Origin of the sequence: Frigoribacterium sp. PvP121 (assembly GCF_017833115.1) — a bacterium.
GTDB classification, from domain to species: domain Bacteria; phylum Actinomycetota; class Actinomycetes; order Actinomycetales; family Microbacteriaceae; genus Frigoribacterium; species Frigoribacterium endophyticum.
On record NZ_JAFIBR010000001.1, the window covers coordinates 56,915 to 79,157 of the forward strand.

A 22,243-nucleotide genomic window follows, 5' to 3' on the forward strand; every position below is an offset into this window, starting at 1 on the left:
TCGCGCTCGTCGCTAGAGCTCGATCTTCTCGTTCTCGCCCTCGAGGGCCTCGCCGGTCACCTTCGACTTGACGAAGGAGAGCACCGAGGCGACCTTGCCGCCGGGGGTGTCCCAGTACTCGGCGCTGTCGGCGCTGAACTTCACCAGCCCGACGTTCGGGTCGGCGGGCCCGTCGGGGAACCACGCCTCGACGCGGCTGTTCCAGAGCTCCTCGAGCTTCGCGTGGTCGTCGACCACCGCGGCGGTGCCGGCGAGCGACACCCAGGAGTCGTTCGAGCTCAGCGTGACGCCGACCGTCCGCTCACGCGCCAGGTGGTGCACGGCCGAGGAGTCCTGCCCGACGATGAACCACAGGTCGCCGTCGAACTCGGCCTCCTGCACGGTCATCGGGTGGCCGACGAGGGCCCCCTCCTCGTCGATGGTGGTGAGCATCGCGAAGTCGAAGCCGCGGAGCAGCCGGGCGAGCTTCGCCACGTCGTCGTCGTGGGTGCTGGTGGTGTCGGTCACGGTGTGCTCCTTCGCGCAGGGCCGGGCACGGTGGGCGCCCGGGGTCGCTCCCACTCTGCTCTCCCCCGGGCTGGGCGCGCCCAGCCTTCCGACTACTCCGCGTCGAGGGGCAGCAGGATGCCCGCGACCCGCGGGTCGGTCGCGAGGAACTCCTGCACGGCCGGGTCGCGGAAGGCCTCGACGAGCTTCCGCACCGCCGCCTCGTCGGCGAAGTCGCTGCCGATCGTGAGCTGGCCCGCGAACTCGTCGGGCGCGGCGGGGGCGAAGATCTGCTGCTCGATCGGGACGCCGGCCGCGAGGTAGTACTCGGTGTAGCCGACGGCGGCGTCGAGGTCGGGCAGCGCCCGCGACTGGGCCGCGAAGTCGAGCAGGGTGAACCGGAGGCCCTTGGGGTTCGACGCGATGTCGTCCTGGGTGGCGTGGCCCACGTCGACGCCGTCCTTCAGCGTGATCAGGCCGGCGCGCTCCAGCACCGACAGCCCCTGCGCCTCGTTGGCCGGGTCCGAGTAGAGCGAGATGGTCGCCCCGTCGGGGATCTGGCTGACGTCGGTGTACTTCGACGACCAGAGGCCGAAGCCCCAGCGGAACACCGGCGTCGCCGCATCCTCGCGGAAGTCGGGGTTGGCCGCGAGCACCTGGTCGAGCCAGAGCGAGTGCTGGTAGACGGTGCCGGCGATCTCGCCCTCGCTGACCGCGCGGTTGATGGTGTTGCTGTCGCTCAGCCCCTCGAACTCGACCGAGATGCCGTACTTCGGGGCCACCTCGTCGGCGACGAACTGGACGAGCGCCTGCTCCGAGGCGTTGCCCTCGGCGGTCGCGACCGTCAGGGTCGCGCCCGCCTCGGCCACGGCCGGCACGTCGGGGCGGACGAGCGGCACGACGACGGCGACCGCGACGGCGACGACGACCGCCGCGCCGCCCGCGATCCAGGGCCAGCGACGACGACGCCGCAGCTCGAAGCCGTGGTCGTGGGCGGCGGCGTCCGGGGCGGTGGGGTCGGCGGCGGCGCGGGCGGAGTCGGCGGCGGGCGTGGTCTCGGGCATGAGCAGGGTCCTTCGGAGCGGGCAGCCGGGGCTGCGGAGGGCGTGACGGAGCACCGGTGACCGCGGCGGGGCCGGGTCCGGTGAGGAGGGGCGGGGCAGACGAAGTGGGGAGAGGAGCCAGGGCTGAGGGGCCGGAGGCGCGGTGCGCCCGCCGCCCCGGCCGGCGTCACACGGCGGTGACGGCGACCGGCGTCGGCCCGTCGGAGCGGCGACGCCACCAGCGTCGGCGCGGCACCGGCTCGGGGCTGGTGGCCCGGACGGCGGCGTCGCCGACCAGCTGCACCGCGGCGACGGTGGCCACGAGGAGGACGATCGTGACGATCATCACCGTGTGGTCGAAGCGCTGGTAGCCGTAGGTGACGGCGACGTAGCCGATGCCGCCCGCGCCGATGGTGCCCGCGATCGCCGAGTACTCGATCATGGCGATCGTGTTGATGGTGAGGCCGCCGATGAGGCTCGGCAGCGCCTCGGAGAGCTGGGCGGTGCGGACGATCTGCAGCGGGGAGGCCCCGCTCGCCGTCGCGACGCGCACCCGGTCGGAGGGGACGCTGCGGAGCGAGTTCTCGACGATCCTCGTGAAGAACGCGACGCCGGCGATCGACATCGGCACGACCGCCGCCGCGATGCCGATGTTCGTGCCCGTGACGAAGCGGGTGAACGGCACGATCGACGCCATCAGGATGAGGAAGGGCAGCGAGCGCCCGATGCTGACCACCCCGCTGAGCACGGTGTGCACCGCGGGGGCCGGGGCGAGGCCGGCCGGGCCGAGGTTGTGCACGAGGGCACCGAGGGGCACGCCCACCACGACGACGACCGCCATCACGATGCCGACCATGAGGAAGGTGTCGCCGAGCGCGGGCAGCACGAGCGCGGGGATCTCGGCGAGGGGCACCGAGTTGTCGTACGCCGCGGGCGCCCCGGCGGCGAGCAGGGCGCTCATCGGACCAGCTCCGCGCCGGCCACGGCAGCCGGGGCCGTCGCGGGGACGCTGCCCTGCCCGGCGCGGCGGGCCGCGAGGCCGAGCGCCGCGGCGACCCCGGGGAGGCGGTCGGCGACCGCCTCGGGGACGGCCACGGTCGCGTGGCCGACGGTGGCGCCTCCCAGGCTCTCGACGGAGGCGCCGAGCAGGGCCACCGGGGCGCCGAGCGCCTCGCCGAGCCGGGAGGGCCAGTCGGCCGGCACGTCGGCCGAGACGTAGTCGAGCCGCCACGGCCGGGCGCCGGGCGGGGCCTCGGCCGCCTGCCGGGCGGGGCGGAGCGCCGTGCCGAGGGGCGACGCGGGGTCGCGCAGCAGGTCGAGCAGACGGCCCCGGTCGACGACGCGGCCGTGGTCGAGAAGGGCGACGCTGTCGGCGATCTGCAGCACGGTGTCCATCTCGTGGGTGACGAAGAGGATCGACAGCCCGAGGTCGTCGCGCAGCTCGCGGAGCAGGCCGACGATCGACGCGGTCGAGGCGGGGTCGAGGCCGGACGTGGCCTCGTCGGCCAGCAGCACGCGGGGCCGGAGCGCGAGCGCCCGGGCGATGCCCACCCGCTGCCGCTGCCCGCCCGACAGCTCGTGCGGCCGGGCGTCGGCCCGGTGCCCGAGGCCGACGCGGTCGAGCAGCTCGGCGACCCGGCGTCGCGCCTCGACGCGCGTGACGCCGAGGTACTCGAGCGGCAGCGCGACGTTCTGGGCCGCCGTGCGACGCCCGAAGAGCCCGTCAGACTGGAAGACGGTGCCGATGCGGCGCCGGGCGACCCGCAGGTCGCGCTCGCCGAGGGCCGTGAGGTCGTCGCCGTTGACGACGACCCGACCCGAGGTGGGGCGCTGCAGCAGCGTGACGCACTCCGCCAACGTGCTCTTGCCCGCTCCGCTCGGGCCGACGACGGCCGCGATCTCGCCGGCGCCGACGGTGAAGTCGACGTGGTCGAGCACGGTGGTGCGTGTCGTGCCGGTCACGTGGACCTTGGTCAGCGCCTCGAGGCTGATCATGGCGTCCTCCTGGGTCGGTGGGGCGGGGGCCTCCCGCCGGGTGCCGCCGAGCATAGGGAGGCGCGGGTCGACCCGCGAGGGATCATCACGTCATGTGTCCCCCCGTGACCCCGTGCGTCGTCGCGCGTCCCCGTGCGTCGTCGCCGGTCCGTGCCGACCGGTCGCGCCCCTCGCGGGGCGGGTCGGCTCCGCCGGGCGGGCGCCGACGCGTAGGGTTGTCCGCACATGGGGGTCCGACGACCCGGAGGGGGGCACGATGACCGACGCCGTGACGACGCCCGGAGCGACGCCCGGGGCGGCCGAGCCGACCGCCACGTCCGCTCCCCCGGCCGAGCTGCCCGCGGACCTCTTCGCCGACCTGGACCGCGGGGGCCCGGTGCCGCTCTGGTACCAGATCTCCGTCCGCCTCGAGTCCGCCGTCCTCAGCGGTCAGCTGCCGGCCGGCTCACGCCTCGAGAACGAGGTCGGTCTGGGCGAGCGCCTGGGGCTCTCGCGCCCGACGATCCGGCGCGCCATCCAGGAGCTCGTCGACAAGGGGCTGGTCGTCCGGCGCCGCGGCATCGGCACCCAGGTCGTGCACGGCCCGGTGATGCGCGACGTCCAGCTGACGAGCCTCTACGAGGACCTCGCCGCGAGCGGGCAGACGCCGTCGACGCGGCTGCTGGGCCACGAGGTCGTGCCCGCCGACGGCAAGGTCGCGACCGCGCTCGGGCTGCCCCCGGGCACGGCCGTCGACCACATCCGGCGCCTCCGGCTCGCCGACGACGTGCCGGTCGCGGTGCTCGAGAACTACCTCCCTCGCGACCTCGCCGAGTTCGCCTCCGACGACCTGGCCGCCCACGGGCTGTACCAGCTGCTGCGGGCCCGCGGAGTGACCATGCGGGTGGCGAAGCAGCGGATCGGCGCCCGTGCAGCCACCCGCGGCGAGGCGGAGCTGCTCGAGATCGAGCCCGCCGGGCCGCTGCTCACCATGACCCGGACGGCCTACGACGCCTCCGGGCGGGCGGTCGAGGTCGGGTACCACTGCTATCGACCCGACCTCTACTCGTTCTCGGTCACCCTCGTCGACAAGTAGGGGCGACCGGCGCCACGGGTCCCCCGGAGCCCGCTCCCGTCAGCCGACCCGCGCCTCCGGGGCCCGCCGCAGGCCGACGAGCAGCCAGGCGACGGCGACGAGGGCCGCCGACAGGACGGCGAGGATCTGCCCGCCCCAGGCGATCACGACGCTGGCCTCGCCCAGCCACACGGGCGACGTGAAGAAGAGCTGCCGCACCACGGCGAGGGCGGCCCAGACGAGCAGCGACCACCCGGCGAGCGCCGGCACGACGCGCACCCGCACGACGACGACGGCGGCGAGCACGAGCGCGACCAGGCCGATGAACTCCACGGCGCTGGAGAGCACGGCGACCTGCCAGCCGATCAGCGAGCGCGCCGGCAGCACCGCGGTCAGGGCAGGCACCACGACGAGGGCCACGGCGGCGATGCGCAGCCCCAACCGGCCCGGGCGGCTGGGGCCCGCGATGCCCGGCTGGGACCCGCTGCCGCTCACCAGCCAGAGCGCGACCGACACGACGAGGGCGGCGGCGAAGAGCAGCACCGGCAGCACGGTGACGAAGACGAACGCCGACGACGCGGCCGCGACGACGACGAGCCGCAGGAGGACGAGGAGCGCCGCTCCGCCGAAGAGCGAGCCGGCGACGACCAGACGGGTGGACAGGGCCGGGGGCGTGGCGTCGGTCATCCCCCGACCGTACCGGCGCCCCGGCGGGCGCGGACGCCGCGTCGACGCTTTCCTGTGAGCGGGCGGCGGAAGGGGGCGTAGTGTCCATCGCTGTCCCCCGGAGGCACCTAGCCCTCGATGTACCCCGATCGATGTGCCCCACCGTCGGCTCGCTCCGACGGCGGACGGACGCCCCTCTCGGCCCGAACCGCGAGGGGCGTCACACCCTCTTCATGTCGAGGCATCGTCGTGCCCGTTCGCGCTCACAGCCTGTACTGTCTCTCTCATCGGGCGGCTCAGCCGTTCGCACGAGGTCGTGGGATTCGGGTCCCTGGCCTCGCGGTGGGGTCGCCGCGGAGGGGTCCGCGATGCCGGCCCCACCTCAGATCTCCTCCGGCCCCGGGGTGGTCTCCGTCGGGGCCGACCTCCCTGCTGCCGTCAGGTCGTGGGCCTCGCCGCTCAGATCGCCCGCACGGCGTCCAGCACGGCCTGCGCGACGACGCGCGGTGCGACCTCCGGCAGCCAGTGCCCCTCGTCGAGCTCCACGAACCGGTACGGCCCCGACACGTGACGCGTGGTGAGCTCCGCGGCGCGGCGCCCGAGGGCGGTGTCGTGGCGACCCCACAGGTACCGGGTGGGGACGGTGACGCGACCGGTCGCCAGCGACGGCCTCGCGCCTCCCCCCGGCAGCCAGAGGGCGCGGTACCAGGCGATCGCGCCGGTGAGGGCCCGGGAGTCGCGCATCGCGCCCGCGTACTCCTCCGCCCGCTCGGCGGGCAGCCCCGTGCCCCTCAGCACGGACGCCAGCCGGCGGCGCAGCAGCGCCTCGGGCAGCCACGGCAGCTGGAAGGCCACCATGTACCAGGAGCGCAGCGCCTGCAGCGACGACGTCAGCGAGGCGGCCAGGGCCGCGGGGTGCGGCGTCGACAGCACCGTGAGGCTGGCGACCCGGTCGGGGTGCTCGGCGGCGAGCTTCCACGCGACGGCCCCGCCCCAGTCGTGGCCGACGACGTGGGCGCGGTCGACGCCGGCCTCGTCGAGCAGGGCCACGACGTCGGCGACCAGCTCGGTCGACCGGTAGGCGCGCCTCCCCCGCGGTCGCGCACCCGGCGAGTAGCCGCGCTGCAGCGGCACCAGGCAGCGCAGCCCCGCCGCCTCGAGCCGGGGCACGACGTCGCGCCAGCTGGCCCGCGTGGCCGGGAAGCCGTGCAGCAGCACGATCACCTCGCCCTCCGCGGGGCCGGAGTCGGTGGTCTCGAACACGAGGCCGTCACGGTGGTGGCGGGTCAGGCGGTCCATCGGCTCAGCCTAGGCAGCGAGGGGCGGGCGCGCGCGCCCGTCACCCGAGCGCGGGCGCCGCGGCGGGGACCTTCAGCTCGCCGTTCATGTACTGCGCGACGCCGAAGCCGAACGACCAGTCCTGGGGGCCGTTCTCGACGTACCCGATGAAGACGTCCTCGCCGGCGACGCCCACGTCGTGGAGCCCCGCGGCGATGCGGGCGTAGAGAGCCTGCTTCGTGTCGTCGCTCCGCCCCCTCTGCGTGAAGATCTGGATCATGACGACCCCGTCGGTCCGCTCGAAGCCCAGCCCGGCGTCCTCGGCGACGATGCGGCCCGTGGGCAGCTCGGTGACGACCTGGAACCGGTCGCGGACGGGGATGCCGTAGACCTCGACGATCGAGGCGTGGATCGAGTCGGCGATGGCGGTGACCTGTTCCGGCGAACGGCCGGCCATGAGGTCGATGCGGACGAGGGGCATGAGGTGGGTCCTTCTGTCGGAGGGCTATGTCCTTACATACTAACAAATACGGGTCCGGTGTGCCACATCGAACGGGGGGAGGCGCGGTGTCCGTGACGGACACCGCGCCTCCCCCGCTGCGCCTCAGACGGCAGGGACGATGATGTCGCGCACCAGGGAGTCGAGCTGCGCATCGGCCTCGAGGAACTGCCGCAGCGTGAGGACGCACGCTCCGAAGCGCTCGAACTCGTCGATCGTCATGCCGTCGACGTCGTAGGCCCGGTGCCACTCCTCGGGGAGCTTCTCGCTCAGCGCGTCGAGGACGTCCTGGTCGACGGGCACGTCGATGCGGTGCTCGGCGGGCACCGCGTTCGCGTTGATGTCGACCTGCCACTGGAACGGAGGCGAGACGACGAGGTCTCCTCCGACGAGCTCGCTCCACTGCAGGTGGTTGCGGAACGCGGCCGAGAGGATGCGCGACCGGTAGCCGCGGGCCACGAACTCGTGGTGGGCCTTCTTGAGCGCCGCGACGCCGGCCCACTCGAGATGGCCGGGCTCAATCAGGACGTGGTCGCGCTTCGCCACGGCCTTGAGCCAGTCGTCCAGTCGACCGCCCATGATGGTGACGACCGAGCCGAACTCGTGGTTCTCGAGCCCGTCGGCCGTGCGGCGGTCGAGGCCGCGCTCGATGGCGGCGCCGACGGCGAGCGCCTGCGCCACCGTGAAGGAGACCGTCGCGTTGATGCTCACGCCGCGGTACGTGGCCTCCTCCATCGCCTCGATGCCGACCTTCGTCGCCGGGATCTTCACGATGATGTTGTCCGCGAGCCCCGAGAAGTGCACGGCCTGCTCGACGAGCGCGGCGGCGTCCCGGTGGAGGCGGGGATCGGTCTGCATCGACAGCCGACCGTCCCGACCGCCCGAAGCCCGGAAGGCGGGCTCGAGCAGCGTCGCCGCCTGGACGCTCAGTTCCTCGACGGCGAGCCAGCCCAGCTCGGACTCGCCGGCGGTGGGGTGCTCGTCGGCCATCTCGCGCAGACGAGGGCCCCAGGTGTCGATGGCGTTCTTGATCACCGTGTAGGCGATCACCGGGTTGCAGGTCGCACCGACGGCGCCGAACGCGATCGAGGCAGCCAGCTCGGCGGGGTCCGCCGAGTCGTTCCAGAGGCTGGTGGGGGTGTCCTGTGCGGCGCGGAGCAGGCTCGGCCGGTCGTCGGACGACGGCGCGGCGATGCCGGTGTCGGTGGCGGAGCTGGTGCCGGTGGCGGAGCTGGTGTCGGTGGTGGAGTTCATGGCTCTCCTCTGAGGTCGTCGAGCCCCCGTCGTGGCGGCTCTCTTCTGTGCTGCGGGGCTCAGGCCGCGGCGATGCGGGAGCGGATCTGCTCGAGCTGGTACCGGCTGACCTCGTCGACCGACTCGTCCTCGGCGAAGACGCTCGACACGGCGATCGTGTCCGACCGGTCGAGGAAGCCGATCCCCGACAGGCCCCCGAAGAAGCCGTCCCAGTCGACGTCGCCGTCGCCGATCTTGAGGTGCTGGTGCACCCGCGCCGCGGTGCCGGGCGGGTTGCTGATGTAGCGCAGGCCGTGCGAGCGGTTGTGGTCGAACGTGTCGGCGATGTGCACCAGCCCCAGCGACTGCCCGGCCGCCGCCATGATCCCGGCCATGTCGCCGCCGTAGTGGAACGTGTGGCAGGCCACGTAGGCCAGACCGACGCTCCGCGAGTTCAGTCCGCGGATGACCCGCAGCGCCTCGAGGCCGTCCTCGACGAAGTCGTCGGGATGGGGGTCGATGAACACCTGGATCCCCTCGCGCTCGATGATCGGCAGGAGCTCCTCCATCGACCAGTAGAACTGTCGCTCGGACTCCTCCTGCCGCTCGGGGCGCCCGCTGAACTCGGTGTTGATGACGCCGACGCCGAGACGAGCCGTGATCTCGATCACCCGCTTCCACTGCTTGACGGCCGCGCGTCGCGACTCCTCGTCCGGGCCGGACCAGCGCAGCACCGGCAGCACGGACGCGATCTGCACGCCTGCTTCCCTGCAGGCAGCCGCGAAGGCGTCGACGAGGTCGTCGTCGGCCTTCGGGTGCCGGAAGAACGGGATGAAGTCCGCGTGCGGGGTCAGCTGGAGGTGGTCGTAGCCGAGCTCGGCGACCTTGCGGGGCAGCTCCAGGAGAGAGTGGGTGTGGTGCAGCGGCGTCGGGTCGAGGGCGATCTTCACCATGCTCTACGCCCCCGCGAGGACGGAGGAGGCGGGCGAGACCTCGTAGAAGGCCGGCTTGTCGAGCGCGTACTGCACCGGCACCTTCTCGCCCGACGCCTGCGCGACGACGCCCGCGTCGGCGACGACGCTCGCGAGGTAGCCGTCCCACGCCGAGGGGCCGTCGATGGTGCCGGCGTGCGCGGCGTCGACCCAGCGCTGGACCTCGACGTCGTACGCCGCGCCGAAGCGCTCCTTGAACGACGGAGTGACGCCCTGGCCGGTGCTGCCCGCCGCGGCGACCTCGATGCCCTGCGGGCGGCCGATGGACGCCACGCCGCTCTCGAACACGGCGTCGGTCGTCACCTGGTAGCCGAACTGCACGTTCACGTTGATCTCGACGATCGCCAGCACGCCCGAGGCGGTCTCGAGGAGCACGAACTGCGGGTCGCGCAGCCCGTCGGGGGCGAGGGAGTTACGGCGGGGCTTCTTGACCTCGATCGAGACGATCGGCTCGCCCACGACGAACGGCACGACGTCGATCTCGTGGATGACCGAGTCGGTGATGAGGGCAGACTCGGAGAAGTGGGGAGGCGTCGACGGGTTCCGGTGGGCGCAGTGCAGGGCGAGCAGCGCGCCGTGGGCCCCCGACGCGACGAGCTCGCGCAGCTCGAGGTAGCCGGCGTCGAAGCGACGCATGAAGCCCACCTGGATGTGCGGACGGTCGAGCCTCTGCTCGGCCTCGATGATGCGGAGGCTCGACTCGACCGTGTCGGAGAGGGGCTTCTCGCTGAGGATCGCGAGTCCGGCCTCCAGGGCCGGCAGGATGACGGGCTCGTGCAGGAACCCCGGGGTCGCGATGATGACCGCGTCGAGCCGCGTGGCGGCGAGTGCCTCCTCGAACGACGCGAAGGTCTCGGCGCCGGGCGCGAGCTCCGCGGCTGCCGTGACGCGGGCGACGTCGGGGTCGACGACGGCGACGACCTCCGCCCCGCTGATGCGCTTCGTGATGCGCGACACGTGGTCGGCGCCCATCATGCCCGCGCCGACGACGGCGACGCGGAGGTTTCCGGTGCTGGGGATGCTCATGGGTGTTCTCCTTCGAACTGCGTGACGGGACGGCTAGTGGGTACGGACGCGACGCGAGCAGCTGAAGATGTGCTCCCGGGTCCGGGTGGCGATGCCGAGCGGCAGGTCGATCGACTCGACCGGGAACATGTCCTGTTCGACGATGGCGAAGATGTCGGGGTCGATGTCGCTGACCGCCTCGATGATCGGCGCCAGGTCGGGCACCCCCTTCGGGGGCTCGACCATCACGCCCATCGCGACGGCGTCGCCGAAGGGCACGTCGTTCTTCAGGACCGTGAAGCGGAGGTCGGAGTCGACCTGCTTGAGGTGCAGGTAGCCGATCCGGTCGGGATGGGTCTCGACGAGGCGGACGGCGTCGCCGCCGTAGTACGCGAAGTGGCCGGTGTCGAGGCAGAGGTTCGTGTAGCGCGCGTCGGTCTCGGCCAGGAACCGCTCGGTCTCCTGGTGGGTGCCCACGTGGCTGTCGGCGTGGGTGTGGAACTGCTGCTTCACCCCGAACTCCTCGAGCAGAGCCTTGCCGAGCTTGTCGTGGCCGGCGCCGAGCGCCCGCCACTGGTCGTCGGCGAGGGTGCGCGCCTCCAGGACCTCGCTCGTGGCGTCGCTGCGCCAGAGGTCGGGGATGACGACGAGGTGCTCGGCGCCGAGCGCCGAGGCGAGCCCCGCGACGGCGAGGGCCTGGTCCCAGGCGCGCTGCCACTGGTCGTCGCCCTTGTGGAAGCCGGTGAAGACCGTCCCGGCCGAGAGCATGAGGCCGCGCTGGCCGAGTTCGTCCTCGAGCTGGTGGGGGTCGGTGGGGAGGTAGCCGTACGGGCCGAGCTCGATCCACCGGTAGCCGGCCTGCTGCACCTCGTCGAGGAACCGCGGCCACGGGATCTGACTGGGGTGCTCCGGGAACCACACCCCCCACGAGTCGGGGGCCGTGCCGATGCGCAGCCCGCGGTCGGTCGTCGCGGAGGGGGTCTGGACGGGTGTGGCGTCGGGATCGGTGACGGTGTCGGTCATGGCGGCGGTGCCTTTCGTGAGCGTGTCGTGAGGTCGAGGGGAGGGAGTCAGCCGAGGAGCGGTCGCTGGGCCGACCGGTGCTCGCGGTAGTCGGCGAGGGCCGCCTCGGTGGCGTCGAGGGTCGAGACCTGGGCGACGGGGACGTCCCACCAGCCCTCGCCGTCGGGGGCGTAGACGAGGGGGTCGCTGTTGATGTGGATGAGGGTGGTCGTGGGCGACGCCTTGGCCGTGGCCAGCGCGGCGGTCAGGTCGGCGACGGCGTTCTCGGTCGGCTGCACCTCGATGACGGCGACCCCGTAGCTGCGGGCGTTCATCGCCAGGTCGACCGGGAGGACCTCGCTGCCCTGGAAGTCGAGGGAGTCGGGGTCGAGCCTGCGGTACAGGGTGCCGAAGCGGTCGGCACCGACCGTCTCGGACAGGTGCCCGATCGACGCGTAGCCGTGGTTCTGGATCAGCACGACGATGATCTTGACGCCCTCGGCGACGGCGGTGACGAGCTCGGTGTGGAGCATGAGGTACGAGCCGTCGCCGACCATGACGATGACGTCGCGATCAGGGGCGCCCCGCTTGACGCCGAGGCCGCCGGCGATCTCGTAGCCCATGCACGAGAACGCGTACTCGACGTGGTAGCCCAGCGGATCACGGACGCGCCAGAGCTTGTGCAGGTCGCCGGGGAGCGACCCCGCCGCCTGGACGACGACGTCGGTGGGGTCGCTGGCGGCCTGGACCGCGCCGATGATCTCGGGCTGGCCGGGCAGGGCGAGACCGGACGGCAGGAACGCCTCGTCGACCAGGTCGTCCCACGCGGCCTTCTCGGCGGCGACGCGCCTCGAGTGCTCGGCGGGGACCGTGTGCTCCGCGAGAGCTGCGCCGAGGGCGTCGAGCGCCTCGCGGGCGTCGGCCACGACGGGCAGCTGGGAGCCGTGCTTGTAGGCGTCGAAGGACGCGATGTTGACGTTCACGAACTGCACGCCCGCCTCCTGGAAGGCGGTGCGGGAGGCGGTGGTGAAGTCGCTGTAGCGGGTGCCGATGCCGATGACGACGTCCGCCTCGGCCGCGATGCGGTTCGCGGCGGTCGTGCCGGTGGCGCCGATGCCGCCGAGGTACAGGGGGTGGTCCCAGGCGAGCGCGCCGCCCCCGGCCTGCGTGGTCCCGACGGGGATCCCCGTCGACCGGGCGAAGGCGTCGAGCTGCTGCTCGGCGCCGGAGTAGAGCACTCCCCCGCCGGCGACGATGACGGGGCGCTTCGCGGACCGGACGGCGGCGACGGCCCGCTCGAGCGGTCCGCGCTCGGGGACGGGGCGACGGACGTGCCACTCCCGCGGCTGCAGGAACTCCTCGGGGACGTCGAGCCACTCGGCCTGGACGTCCTCCGGGAGGGCGATCGTGACGGCCCCGGTCTCGGCGGGGTCGGTCAGCACCCGCAGGGCGGCGAGGGCGATCGAGAACAGCTGCTCCGGCCGGTCGACCCGGTCGAAGAAGCGCGACAGCGGCCGGAAGGCGTCGGTCACCTGCAGGGAGGTGTCGTGCGGCATCTCGATCTGCTGCAGCACGGGGTCGCTGACCCGTGTCGCGAAGGTGTCGCTCGGCAGCAGCAGCGCGGGGAGGCGGTTGGTCGTCGCCAGGGCCGCTGCGGTGAGCATGTTGGCGGCGCCGGGGCCGACGGAGGCGGTGCTCGCGTAGGTGGCGCGCCTCCGGTGCATCCGGGCGTAGCCGACGGCCTCGTGGACCATGGCCTGTTCGTTGCGGGCCTGCAGGTACGGCATCAGGCCGGGGCGGTCGACGTGGTACTGCTTCAGGGCCTGGCCGACGCCGGCGACGTTGCCGTGGCCGAAGATCCCGAACATGCCGGGGATCGTGCGTTCCCGCACGTCGCCGTCGACGGTCCACTGGGCGGCGAGGAACTCGACCAGTGCCTGGCCGACGGTGAGTCGCTTCGTCGTCACGGGCGGTGTCCTTTCGGTGCTGCTGAGGGGAGGTAGGGAAGGCGCGGGTCCGGGTCCTGCGACTCCCACCGGGTGCGCACCCAGCCGTGGGCGGGGTCGTCGGTGATGAGCCACGCACGCTCGGGGTCGGGGCCCGCCATGACGTTGAGGTAGTAGAGGTCGTACCCGGGGGCGGCGACGGCCGGGCCGTGGTAGCCGTAGGGCACGAGGGCGACGTCCCCGGTGCGGACGAGCTGGTCGACGTGGATCTGCCCGGCAGGCGAGCTGTAGGTGGCGAACATCCCGAACGGGTCGGCCTGCGCCGGGGCGTCGAGACCGCGGCTGGCGGCGGACTCGAAGTAGTAGATCTCCTCGAGCCGGGACTCCGTCCCGGGCACCGATTCGTCGTGCTTGTGCGGCGGGTACGACGACCAGTTCTCGGCCGGGGTCACCACCTCGCAGACGATCAGCTTCTGGGCGTGCAGGCCCGCCGGTGTCCCGAAGTTGTGCACCTGTCGGGTGGAGCGGCCCGCGCCCCTGATCTCGACGGGGATGTCGGCGGCACGCAGCACCTGCAGGTCGAGCACCTGGTCGGCGGGCGCCTCGGCGACCGCGACGCGACCCGATCCGGTGAGGCGCGCCTCCGTGCCGACCCCGAGGTAGACGACGTCGGCCGGCCCTTCGAAGACGGAGGCCCGCCCGGCGAGCTCGACCGTCCCCGAGCCGCCTCGCGCGTCGCTCCACTCGACGACGACGTCGCCGGTCAGCGGCACGACCATGCGCTCCACCTGCCGGGGAGGCAGCCGCAGCTCGGCGGCGTCGGCGAGCTCGCCGACGCGCAGGCCGGTGTGCTGCCAGCCGTCGAGCTCGCCGTCGACCACGGTCTGCCAGTCGTCGTGGGCCAGGTCGCCGCGGGGGAAGAACCAGCGCGTCTCGTCGTCCATGTCGCGCACCCGTCAGTTCTGGGGGAACCCGAGGTCGACGCCGCCGTGGCTCGGGTCGAGCCAGCGCGACGTGATCGCCTTCTCGCGGGTGAAGAACTCGAAGCCCTGCATCCCGTACGCCTTGTCCGAGCCGAAGATGCTGTCCTTGAAGCCGCCGAACGAGTAGTAGGCGACGGGCACGGGGATCGGCACGTTGATGCCGATCATCCCGACCTCGATCTCGGCCTGGAAGCGCCGCGCCGCGCCTCCGTCGTTGGTGAAGATCGCGGTGCCGTTGCCGTACGCGCCAGCGTTGATGAGCGCGACGCCCTCCTCGTAGGAGGCGACCCTCACGACGGAGAGGACGGGCCCGAAGATCTCCTCCGTGTAGACACGGCTGGTCAGGGGCACCTGGTCGATCAGGGTGGGGCCGAGCCAGAAGCCGTCGGCCTCGCCGTCGACCTCGACTCCGCGGCCGTCGACGACGACGACGGCGCCGTCCTCGAGGGCGATGTCGATGTAGCTCGCGACCTTGTCCCGGTGCTGCTCGGTCACCAGGGGGCCCATGTCGCAGCTCCGCCGGCCGTCGCCGACCGTGAGGCCGGTCATGCGCTCGGTGATCTTCTCGATCAGCTCGTCGGCGACGGGCTCCACCGCGACGACGACGCTGATCGCCATGCAGCGTTCGCCCGCCGACCCGAAACCGGCGTTGATGGCGCTGTCGGCGACGAGGTCGAGGTCGGCGTCGGGCAGCACCAGCATGTGGTTCTTGGCGCCGCCGAGCGCCTGGACGCGCTTGCCGTGCTTCGCGGCGGTCTCGTAGATGTACTGCGCGATCGGGGTGGACCCGACGAACGAGATGCTCTTGACCTCGGGGTTGCTGAGCAGTCCGTCGACGGCCTCCTTGTCGCCGTGGAGGACGTTGAAGACGCCCTCGGGCAGACCGGCCTCGGCGAAGAGACGGGCGAGGAACATCGCACTGGACGGGTCCTTCTCGCTGGGCTTGAGGACGACGGTGTTCCCGACGGCGATCGCGATGGGGAAGAACCACATCGGCACCATCGCGGGGAAGTTGAAGGGGCTGATGATGCCGACGACGCCGAGCGGCGCCTTCGTCGAGTAGACGTCGACCCCGGTCGAGACCTGCTGCGAGAACTCGCCCTTGATCAGGTGCGGGAACCCCGTCGCCAGCTCGACGACCTCGAGGCCGCGCGTGATCTCGCCCAGGGCGTCGCTGAGCACCTTGCCGTGCTCCGACGTGAGGATCTCGGCGAGCTCGCCCTTGCGCTCGTTGAGCAGTTCGCGGAAGCGGAACATGATCTGCTGCCGCTTCGTGATCGACAGATCGCGCCAGGCGGGGAAGGCCCGAGCGGCGGAGGCGACGGCCGCGTCGATCTCGGACTGGTCGGCGAGCGAGACGTCCTTCGTGACCACGCCGAGGGCGGGGTCGTAGACGGGGGCGGTGCGGCCGCTCGTGCCGGGCACCTCGGCGTTGTCGATCCAGTGCGCGACGAGGGGGCGGCGGCCGTCGGCGACGGTGCCGTCGGCGGGCGTGGTGCTGGTGGTGGTGGTCATGGTGGTTCCGTTCCGGATCTCGAGAGGAGGCGCGGTCAGCGTCGGGCGGGCTCGGCCGTGTGCACGAGGCCGGCGGCCACGTCGACGGCCGCGGCGACGTCGCCGTCGGCGGGGTAGAGCAGGGTGCGCCCGACGACGAGCCCGCGGACCCCGGGGAGCGCGAGGGCCTCGCCCCAGCGGGCGTAGGTCTCATCGGGGTGACCAGTCGGGTCGCCCCCGAGCAGGAGGGTCGGCAGCGTCGTCGACGCCATCACCCGCTCCATCTCGTCGACGACGGGCAGCTTCAGCCAGCTGTAGGCCGACGACTCCCCCAGGCCGGAGGCGATGGCGACGGACTTGATGACGGCGTCGGCGGTGAGGTCGTTGACGACCCGTCCGTCGCGCCGGTCGCTCATGAAGGGCTCGAGCATGATCGGGAGGCGCAGCGCCGCGGACTCCGTGACGGCGCGGGCGGTCGCCTCGAGCGTCGCCGCGGTGCCCGGGTCGCCGAGGCCGATGCGCACGAGCAGCTTCGCGAAGTCGAGGCCCGAGGCCGCGATCGACGCCGCCGAGTAGGCGGTGAAGCGGTCGTCGAGCTCGAAGGAGGCGCCCTGCAGACCGCCCCGGTTCATGCTGCCGACGACGACCTTGCCGTCGAGGGCGCCGAGCAGGGCGAGGTCCTCGACGATGTCCGGCGTGCCGAGGACCCCGTCGACGCCCGGTCGACCCAGCGCCACGACGAGGCGGCGGAGGAGGTCGTAGCGGTCGGCCATCGCGGTCGCGTCGGCCCGGACGCCCAGGGCGCCCCGTGCCGGGTGGTCGGCCGCGACGATGAACAGCTTGCCGTCGCCCTCGAGCGGGAGGCGACGCGTGCGGGAGGCGAGCACGTCAGCGAGACGCTCCGGCTCGGTGGCCCGGATCTCGCGGAGGCGGTCGAACTGCGGGGCGGTGACCGCCTCGTCGACGCTGGCGGTCTGCTCAGGCACGGTGCGCCTCCTCGAGGACGGCCTCGACCTCGGCGGTCGTCGGCATGGCGGTGGAGCACTCGAAGCGGGTGGCGACGATGCCGCCGGCCGCGTTCGCGAAGCGGAGGGTGCGGTCGAGCGACCAGCCCTCGAGCAGGCCGTGGCAGAGGGCGCCGCCGAAGCCGTCGCCGGAGCCGAGGCCGTTGATGACCTCGACGAGGTGCGCGGGCACCTCGACCCGCTCGTCGCGGGTCTTGGCCAGCACGCCCTTCGGCCCCTGCTTCACGACGGCGAGCTCGACGCCCCGCTCGAGCAGCGCGTCGGCGGCCCGGTCGGGATCGGTCTCGCCGACGGCGACCTCGCACTCCTCGCGGTTGCCGACGGCGACCGTGACGTGCTCGAGGGCGCGCTCGACCTCGCGGTGGGCGACCTCGGGGCTGCTCCAGAACATCGGTCGGTAGTCGAGGTCGAGGATCGTCAGCGGCCGACGGGCCCGGGTCCGCCAGGCGACGTGGTGCGCCTGGCGGCTCGGCTCCTCGCTGAGGCCGGTGGCGGTCGCCCAGAAGACCCCTGCCTGCTCGATGGCCGCGAGGTCGAGGGTGCCCGCGCTGATCATCAGGTCGGGAGCCTTCGGCTGGCGGTAGAAGTAGAGCGGGAAGTCGTCGGGCGGGAAGATCTCGCAGAACGTCACGGGCGTGGCCAGGCCCTCGACCGTGGAGATCAGCCGGGTCGAGACGCCGAGTCTCTCCAGCTCCTGGACCGCGTAGCGGCCGAACGGGTCGTTGCCCGTCCGCGTCAGGACTGCTGCTCGGCGACCGTGCCGTGCCGCGGCGACGGCCACGTTGGTGGCGCTGCCCCCGACGGACTTGCTGAACGTCTCGACCTGCTCGAGGGGCACGCCGGACTGCTGCGGGTAGATGTCGACGCCGATGCGGCCCATGGTGAGGACGTCGAGCGGGCTCGTGCTGTTCTCGGTGGTCACTTGGCGTCCTTCACGACGTAGATGGCTCCGGTGCTGAAGTCCTCCTCGAGCTGCTCGAGCGAGCGCCCGTTCGTCTCGGGCACCCGGGTGGCGGCGAAGACGAGGGAGGCGGCGTTCAGCACCGCGAAGATGAAGAAGGTCGTCGAGATGCCGATGCCCGCCACGAGGATGGGGAACAGCAGGCTGACGGCGAAGTTGGTCAGCCAGAGGATGAGCACGGTCAGGCCCATCCCGACGCCGCGCAGCTTCAGCGGGAAGATCTCGGAGAGCATCAGCCAGACCAGCGGCCCGATGGTGCCCTGCATGGTGCCGACGAAGCAGATGACGAAGATCAGCACGACGACGGCGCGGCCGAGGCCCTCGGGGATGAGGAGCGACGACAGGCCGATCAGCAGGTGGAAGACGGTCACGCCGGCGAAGCCGAACATGAGCATGTTGCGTCGTCCGACCTTGTTGATGACGCGCAGGGCCACGAGCATCGCGACGACCGCGATGACGCCCGCGCCGACGTTGGCGATGAGGGCACCGCTCTGGGAGAAGCCGGACTGCTGGAGCACCTGGGTGCCGTAGTACATGATCGAGTTGATGCCGGTGAGCTGCTGGGCGACGGCCAGCCCGATCCCGATGAACAGGATCTTGCGGAGCCAGGGCTCCGCCACGAGGTCGGCGAGACGGGCGCTCTTGGCCTCCTTCTCCTCCGCGGCGAGGAGGCGGACCTCGGCCATCTCGGCGACGGCCCTGTCGTCGGCACGGATCTGCTTGAGCACGGCGAGCGCGTCGTCGTCACGGCCCTTGGCGATGAGCCAGCGCGGGCTCTCGGGGACCCGGAACATGCCGATGAAGAGGGCGATGGCGGGCAGGACGGCGACGGAGAGCATGTACCGCCACACGTTGTCGTGCTCGCCCCAGACGCTGCCGATGACGGCGTTGATGGTGAAGGCGGCCAGCTGGCCCGAGACGATCATGAGCTCGTTGCGGCTGACGAGCCCGCCGCGCTGCTCGGTCGGCGCGAGCTCGGCGAGGAAGACCGGGACGGTGACCGACGCCCCCCCGACCGCGATGCCGAGGAAGAACCGTGCGCCCGTCAGGAACTCCCACGTCGGGGCGAGGACGCAGGCCAGGGCGGCGAAGAAGAAGAGGATTGCGAGGGTGTTGATCGTGGGCTTGCGCCCGAACGCGTCGGAGATGCGGCCGATGAAGAACGCGCCCACCGCGGCGCCGACGAGGATGGCCGAGACCATGATCCCCTCGCTGGCGGGGGTCAGCCCGAGGCTCTCCTCCATCGAGTCGAGGGCACCGTTGATGACGCCGGTGTCGTAGCCGAAGAGGAGACCGCCGAAGGTGGCGATGACCGCCACCGTCCCCAGTCTCTTCGTGTGCGGCCCTGAGACCAGGGCGGGGAGCGCCGTGCGAGGGCTGCTCCCTGACGTGTTGGTGACCACGAGTCCTCCGTTGGTAGTGGTTGCTCTCCCCAGCTTCGTCGCTGCGGGGCCGCCCTGGACCTCGACGACGTGATGAGACTACGCATGTCCGTATGTCCTGTCAATGTCACGACCGAGAGATCAGCGGCTCGGGCGAGCACGCCCCTGACGACCCCACCTCGTCGCCAGTCCGGCGAACGGCACCGACGCTGGACGGCCGTCGAGGAGGAGGCCCCACGGCCGCAGGCGGCCCGACGACCACCGGGACGAGGAGCGGTCCTGCCGAGCCGGGCACGTCCCTCTCGGGTCACGTGCCCCTGGAGGGCGAGCTCCTCAGCGACCTCGTGACGAGGGCAGGAGTCGCTGCGGTGCCCCTGGAGGGACTCGAACCCCCAACCCTTTCCTTAGGACGGAACTGCTCTTCCATTGAGCTACAGAGGCTGACCCGGCGAGTCTACCGAACCCGCGCCCGCGCCTACGCGGCCGCGAGGAACGCGTCCCACTCCTCCTGCGGCCGCTCGACCCCGCGCACGACCCAGCCGACTCCGTGCGGTGCCTTCGGCTGCCAGCGCAGCGACCAGCCCATCTCGGCCGGGGTCCGGTCGCTCTTGACGTTGTTGCAGCGCAGGCAGCATGCGACGAGGTTCTCCCAGCTGTCGGCACCGCCGCGCGACCGCGGCTGCACGTGGTCGATGGTCGACGCCGTCGCACCGCAGTAGGCGCAGCGGTGGGCGTCGCGCCGCAGGACTCCGCGCCGCGACACCGGCACGGACCGCGAGTGCGGGATCTTCACGTAGCGCGTCAGCACGATCACCGACGGGCGGTCGTAGGCGAAGCCGGTGCTGACCACGGGGTGCTCGGCGTCGGCGGCGAGCACCGTCGCCTTCTGGGTCATGACGAGCACGAGGGCTCGTCGGAACGAGACGACCGCGAGGGGCTCGTAACCGGCGTTGAGGACGAGAGTGCGCATGCTTTCCCTTTCGAAGCACCCTGGACGGCTTCCAGGGATTCGACTGCCCTCGGTGAGAGCTGGGCCAGCAGTCCGCAGACGAGAAGAGCACCGTCACGCGTGACGGTGCTCTGGTCATCGGGCGGGGTGTCGTATGTGCTCGCTCGACGACGCACCCATGGTGCGGGCGGCGGTCGAACGGCTCATGTGACGCTCCTGGTCTCAGCAGTGCTCCGAGAGCGCCAGGTTAACCCGCGAGAGCCGCCCTGCCTAGAGGCGGGGCGGCTCTTCACAGTCCGTTCACGAGCGCGGGAGGCGCGGTGCCGGAGGCGCGGGTCGGGTCAGACCCCGAAGCGCACGTAGTGCACGGCGCTCGTCCACAGCGGGCGGACGCTGACCGAGCCGCCGGGCTTCGGCGCGTCGAGGATCATCCCGTTGCCGGCGTAGAAGCCGTCGTGCGACCCGTCGTTGAAGACGACGACGTCGCCGGGCTGGGCCTCGGAGGCCGAGATCGGCGTGCCGAGCGCGCCCTGGGCGGTCACCGAGTGCGGCATCGAGATGCCGTACTGCGCGTAGACGAACATGACGAAGCCCGAGCAGTCGAAGCCGGCCGGGGTCGCGCCGCCGAAGACGTAGGGCGTGCCGACGTACTGCAGCGCCGTCTGGTAGACGTTCGCGAGGCTGAACGCGCCGGGGGTCGCGGTCGCGCCCGTGGCGGTCGAGGTCGTCGCGGCGGCCGTGCCCGAGCCGGAGAGGTACTCCGACGCGGTGGGGCCGGTGTAGCTGTCGTACGACGCGGCGAGCTGGGCGCGCTCAGCCTCGCGCTGCGAGGCGAGGGCCACCGCGGCGGCCGCGGCGTCGAGCGACTCCTGCGAGGTGGCGGTGTAGCCGTCGCGCGACGCGTCGGCGGCGGCGACCGTGGCGTCGACCGCGACGGTCTGGCCGTCGGCCTGACGCGACGCCGTCTCGGCGGCGGCCTCGCTCGAGCCGGTCGAGGCCGGCGCGGTCTGGGCGAAGGCCGGCAGGGCCATCGTGCCGAAGAGGCCGGCGGTGAGGGTCATGACGGCGGCCGTCGCGACGGTGCGCCCGCCCCTCGACCGGCGGGTCGGCCGGGCGGCGGCGGCCTCGGCGGCCGCTGCCGCGAGGGCGGCGGCGCGGACGGAGGAGCGCGTCGGGAGGTCGCGGCGGGGCGCGAGGTCGGTCCGGGTCTGGAGGTCGGTGCGGGGAGTGCGGAGGGCGTCGGGTGCGCCTCCGGGCTGGGTGGGCTCGGTGAGGGTCAAGAGGGCGGGTCTCCTGCGTCTCGACAACCCTAGGGAAGTTGCCCCATCCGTTCGTCAGTTCACGACAAGCGGCAGGAGACGGGTGCACGAGACGTCCTGCCACGGGCCTCCACGCCGGCTTCCTGGCGCGGGGACTCAGCGACCATACCTGAGGGAGGCGGGGAAATCATCCTCGAGGAGGACTTTTGTAACGAATCGGTAAAGGACCGATGTGCCCGCCGTGCGCCTCCTGGGAGCCGGCCGGGCGCCTCCCCCGGTCAGGCCGTGACGTAGATGTGCTGCGCGACCTCGGTCGGCAGCTCGAGGCCCTCGTCGTGGCCCTCGACGCGGACGAGCACGTAGGTGCCCGACTTCGTCACCGTGGCGACGCCGCCCGGGGTGACGCCCGCGTCGTGCAGCTGCTGCAGCAGCTCCGGCTCGAACTGCACCGGCTCGGCGAGGCGCCGCACGGGGCGCGTGACGCCCTCCGGGTTCTCGGCGAGCACCGAGACGAGGTTGACGACGCCGTCGAGGAACCGCCCGGCCGGCGAGTCGCCGAGCTCGTCGAGCCCGGGGATCGGGTTGCCGTAGGGCGACTCGGTGGGGTGGTCGAGCATCTCGAGCAGACGGCGCTCGACCTGCTCGCTCATGACGTGCTCCCACCGGCAGGCCTCGTCGTGCACGTAGGCCCAGTCGAGCCCGATCACGTCGGCGAGCAGGCGCTCGGCCAGGCGGTGCTTGCGCATCACGTGGGTGGCCTTGCTGCGGCCCTCGGTCGTGAGCTCGAGGTGGCGGTCGCCGGAGACGACGACGAGCCCGTCGCGCTCCATGCGGGCGATGGTCTGCGAGACCGTCGGGCCGGAGTGGCCGAGGCGCTCGGAGATGCGCGCCCGGAGCGGCACGATGCCCTCTTCTTCGAGGTCGAGGATCGTGCGGAGGTACATCTCTGTGGTGTCGACGAGATCGGTCAACGGGGCCTCCCCAGGTGATG

General features: G+C 72.4%; 21 protein-coding genes and 1 tRNA gene. 1 reads left to right on the forward strand and 21 read right to left on the reverse strand.

Features of this window, described 5'->3' with window-relative positions:
* Nucleotides 1–12: 12 nt before the first annotated feature.
* The 4 genes from JOE43_RS00215 to JOE43_RS00230 all read right to left on the reverse strand — a co-directional run bounded on the left by JOE43_RS00215 (nt 13) and on the right by JOE43_RS00230 (nt 3,524).
* Nucleotides 13–507 carry a pyridoxamine 5'-phosphate oxidase family protein gene (locus JOE43_RS00215; RefSeq protein WP_374072497.1) on the reverse strand — a complete coding sequence of 165 codons (495 nt, stop codon included), beginning with the start codon at nt 505–507 and terminating at the stop codon, nt 13–15.
* Between the two features lie 92 nt (nt 508–599).
* Complete coding sequence (locus JOE43_RS00220; protein ID WP_209513754.1) at nt 600–1,550, reverse strand: MetQ/NlpA family ABC transporter substrate-binding protein; 951 nt, start codon at nt 1,548–1,550, stop codon at nt 600–602.
* 166 nt (nt 1,551–1,716) lie between these two features.
* Nucleotides 1,717–2,490 (reverse strand): methionine ABC transporter permease, encoded by a 774-nt coding sequence (locus tag JOE43_RS00225; RefSeq protein ID WP_209513756.1) that lies wholly within the window; start codon nt 2,488–2,490, stop codon nt 1,717–1,719.
* Nucleotides 2,487–3,524 carry a methionine ABC transporter ATP-binding protein gene (locus tag JOE43_RS00230; RefSeq protein WP_209513758.1) on the reverse strand — a complete coding sequence of 346 codons (1,038 nt, stop codon included), beginning with the start codon at nt 3,522–3,524 and terminating at the stop codon, nt 2,487–2,489. Before JOE43_RS00230 ends, JOE43_RS00225 begins: the two co-directional genes overlap by 4 nt.
* Nucleotides 3,525–3,780: 256 nt before the next feature.
* On the opposite strand from JOE43_RS00230, the gene JOE43_RS00235 reads away from it, so the two are divergent.
* On the forward strand, nt 3,781–4,599 hold the full coding sequence (locus JOE43_RS00235; protein ID WP_209513760.1) for a GntR family transcriptional regulator: 819 nt from the start codon (nt 3,781–3,783) through the stop codon (nt 4,597–4,599).
* Nucleotides 4,600–4,638: 39 nt separating this feature from the next.
* Here the strand turns inward: JOE43_RS00235 and JOE43_RS00240 are convergent, their stop codons facing one another.
* The 17 genes from JOE43_RS00240 to JOE43_RS00320 all read right to left on the reverse strand — a co-directional run bounded on the left by JOE43_RS00240 (nt 4,639) and on the right by JOE43_RS00320 (nt 22,223).
* Nucleotides 4,639–5,265 carry a hypothetical protein gene (locus JOE43_RS00240; protein ID WP_209513762.1) on the reverse strand — a complete coding sequence of 209 codons (627 nt, stop codon included), beginning with the start codon at nt 5,263–5,265 and terminating at the stop codon, nt 4,639–4,641.
* A 438-nt stretch (nt 5,266–5,703) separates the two neighbouring features.
* Nucleotides 5,704–6,543 carry an alpha/beta fold hydrolase gene (locus tag JOE43_RS00245; RefSeq protein ID WP_209513764.1) on the reverse strand — a complete coding sequence of 280 codons (840 nt, stop codon included), beginning with the start codon at nt 6,541–6,543 and terminating at the stop codon, nt 5,704–5,706.
* Nucleotides 6,544–6,583: 40 nt separating this feature from the next.
* Nucleotides 6,584–7,003 carry a tautomerase family protein gene (locus JOE43_RS00250; RefSeq protein WP_209513766.1) on the reverse strand — a complete coding sequence of 140 codons (420 nt, stop codon included), beginning with the start codon at nt 7,001–7,003 and terminating at the stop codon, nt 6,584–6,586.
* 123 nt (nt 7,004–7,126) lie between these two features.
* Nucleotides 7,127–8,275 carry a transaldolase family protein gene (locus JOE43_RS00255; protein ID WP_209513769.1) on the reverse strand — a complete coding sequence of 383 codons (1,149 nt, stop codon included), beginning with the start codon at nt 8,273–8,275 and terminating at the stop codon, nt 7,127–7,129.
* A gap of 59 nt (nt 8,276–8,334) precedes the next feature.
* A complete protein-coding gene (locus JOE43_RS00260; RefSeq protein ID WP_209518915.1) occupies nt 8,335–9,204 on the reverse strand; it encodes a sugar phosphate isomerase/epimerase family protein in 870 nt (289 codons plus the stop codon).
* A gap of 6 nt (nt 9,205–9,210) precedes the next feature.
* Nucleotides 9,211–10,272, reverse strand: a complete 1,062-nt coding sequence (locus tag JOE43_RS00265; RefSeq protein ID WP_209513771.1) for a Gfo/Idh/MocA family protein — start codon at nt 10,270–10,272, stop codon at nt 9,211–9,213.
* A 33-nt stretch (nt 10,273–10,305) separates the two neighbouring features.
* Nucleotides 10,306–11,274, reverse strand: coding sequence for a sugar phosphate isomerase/epimerase (locus JOE43_RS00270; protein WP_209513773.1), 969 nt, complete (start codon nt 11,272–11,274; stop codon nt 10,306–10,308).
* 47 nt (nt 11,275–11,321) lie between these two features.
* Nucleotides 11,322–13,220 (reverse strand): 3D-(3,5/4)-trihydroxycyclohexane-1,2-dione acylhydrolase (decyclizing), encoded by a 1,899-nt coding sequence (gene iolD / locus JOE43_RS00275; RefSeq protein ID WP_209513775.1) that lies wholly within the window; start codon nt 13,218–13,220, stop codon nt 11,322–11,324.
* Nucleotides 13,217–14,143, reverse strand: a complete 927-nt coding sequence (iolB, locus tag JOE43_RS00280) for a 5-deoxy-glucuronate isomerase (RefSeq protein ID WP_209513777.1) — start codon at nt 14,141–14,143, stop codon at nt 13,217–13,219. Before iolB ends, iolD begins: the two co-directional genes overlap by 4 nt.
* Before the next feature lie 12 nt (nt 14,144–14,155).
* Entirely contained in the window at nt 14,156–15,697 is a 1,542-nt protein-coding gene (locus JOE43_RS00285; RefSeq protein ID WP_209513779.1) for a CoA-acylating methylmalonate-semialdehyde dehydrogenase, read from the reverse strand.
* Nucleotides 15,698–15,732: 35 nt separating this feature from the next.
* Entirely contained in the window at nt 15,733–16,662 is a 930-nt protein-coding gene (locus JOE43_RS00290) for a deoxyribose-phosphate aldolase (RefSeq protein WP_307803174.1), read from the reverse strand.
* Nucleotides 16,655–17,623: a 5-dehydro-2-deoxygluconokinase gene (gene iolC / locus JOE43_RS00295; protein ID WP_307803175.1), complete on the reverse strand. Its 969-nt coding sequence runs from the start codon at nt 17,621–17,623 to the stop codon at nt 16,655–16,657. Before iolC ends, JOE43_RS00290 begins: the two co-directional genes overlap by 8 nt.
* Nucleotides 17,620–19,065, reverse strand: coding sequence for a sugar porter family MFS transporter (locus JOE43_RS00300; protein ID WP_307803176.1), 1,446 nt, complete (start codon nt 19,063–19,065; stop codon nt 17,620–17,622). Before JOE43_RS00300 ends, iolC begins: the two co-directional genes overlap by 4 nt.
* Before the next feature lie 348 nt (nt 19,066–19,413).
* Nucleotides 19,414–19,485 (reverse strand) — tRNA-Arg (locus tag JOE43_RS00305).
* Nucleotides 19,486–19,519: 34 nt separating this feature from the next.
* Complete coding sequence (locus JOE43_RS00310) at nt 19,520–20,014, reverse strand: HNH endonuclease (RefSeq protein ID WP_056056958.1); 495 nt, start codon at nt 20,012–20,014, stop codon at nt 19,520–19,522.
* Nucleotides 20,015–20,334: 320 nt separating this feature from the next.
* Nucleotides 20,335–21,273: a C40 family peptidase gene (locus tag JOE43_RS00315; protein ID WP_209513781.1), complete on the reverse strand. Its 939-nt coding sequence runs from the start codon at nt 21,271–21,273 to the stop codon at nt 20,335–20,337.
* Nucleotides 21,274–21,530: 257 nt separating this feature from the next.
* Nucleotides 21,531–22,223: a metal-dependent transcriptional regulator gene (locus JOE43_RS00320; RefSeq protein ID WP_056056961.1), complete on the reverse strand. Its 693-nt coding sequence runs from the start codon at nt 22,221–22,223 to the stop codon at nt 21,531–21,533.
* Nucleotides 22,224–22,243: the final 20 nt, after the last annotated feature.

Bases quoted from the DNA above. Each gene is read 5' to 3' on its own strand.
- JOE43_RS00230 (WP_209513758.1), bottom strand. From the start codon at position 3,524: ATGATCAGCCTCGAGGCGCTGACCAAGGTCCACGTGACCGGCACGACA.
- JOE43_RS00250 (WP_209513766.1), bottom strand. From the start codon at position 7,003: ATGCCCCTCGTCCGCATCGACCTCATGGCCGGCCGTTCGCCGGAACAG.
- JOE43_RS00285 (WP_209513779.1), bottom strand. From the start codon at position 15,697: ATGACCACCACCACCAGCACCACGCCCGCCGACGGCACCGTCGCCGAC.
- JOE43_RS00245 (WP_209513764.1), bottom strand. From the start codon at position 6,543: ATGGACCGCCTGACCCGCCACCACCGTGACGGCCTCGTGTTCGAGACC.
- JOE43_RS00235 (WP_209513760.1), top strand. From the start codon at position 3,781: ATGACCGACGCCGTGACGACGCCCGGAGCGACGCCCGGGGCGGCCGAG.
- iolB (WP_209513777.1), bottom strand. From the start codon at position 14,143: ATGGACGACGAGACGCGCTGGTTCTTCCCCCGCGGCGACCTGGCCCAC.
- JOE43_RS00240 (WP_209513762.1), bottom strand. From the start codon at position 5,265: ATGACCGACGCCACGCCCCCGGCCCTGTCCACCCGTCTGGTCGTCGCC.
- JOE43_RS00220 (WP_209513754.1), bottom strand. From the start codon at position 1,550: ATGCCCGAGACCACGCCCGCCGCCGACTCCGCCCGCGCCGCCGCCGAC.
- JOE43_RS00255 (WP_209513769.1), bottom strand. From the start codon at position 8,275: ATGAACTCCACCACCGACACCAGCTCCGCCACCGGCACCAGCTCCGCC.
- JOE43_RS00310 (WP_056056958.1), bottom strand. From the start codon at position 20,014: ATGCGCACTCTCGTCCTCAACGCCGGTTACGAGCCCCTCGCGGTCGTC.
- JOE43_RS00225 (WP_209513756.1), bottom strand. From the start codon at position 2,490: ATGAGCGCCCTGCTCGCCGCCGGGGCGCCCGCGGCGTACGACAACTCG.
- JOE43_RS00265 (WP_209513771.1), bottom strand. From the start codon at position 10,272: ATGAGCATCCCCAGCACCGGAAACCTCCGCGTCGCCGTCGTCGGCGCG.
- JOE43_RS00270 (WP_209513773.1), bottom strand. From the start codon at position 11,274: ATGACCGACACCGTCACCGATCCCGACGCCACACCCGTCCAGACCCCC.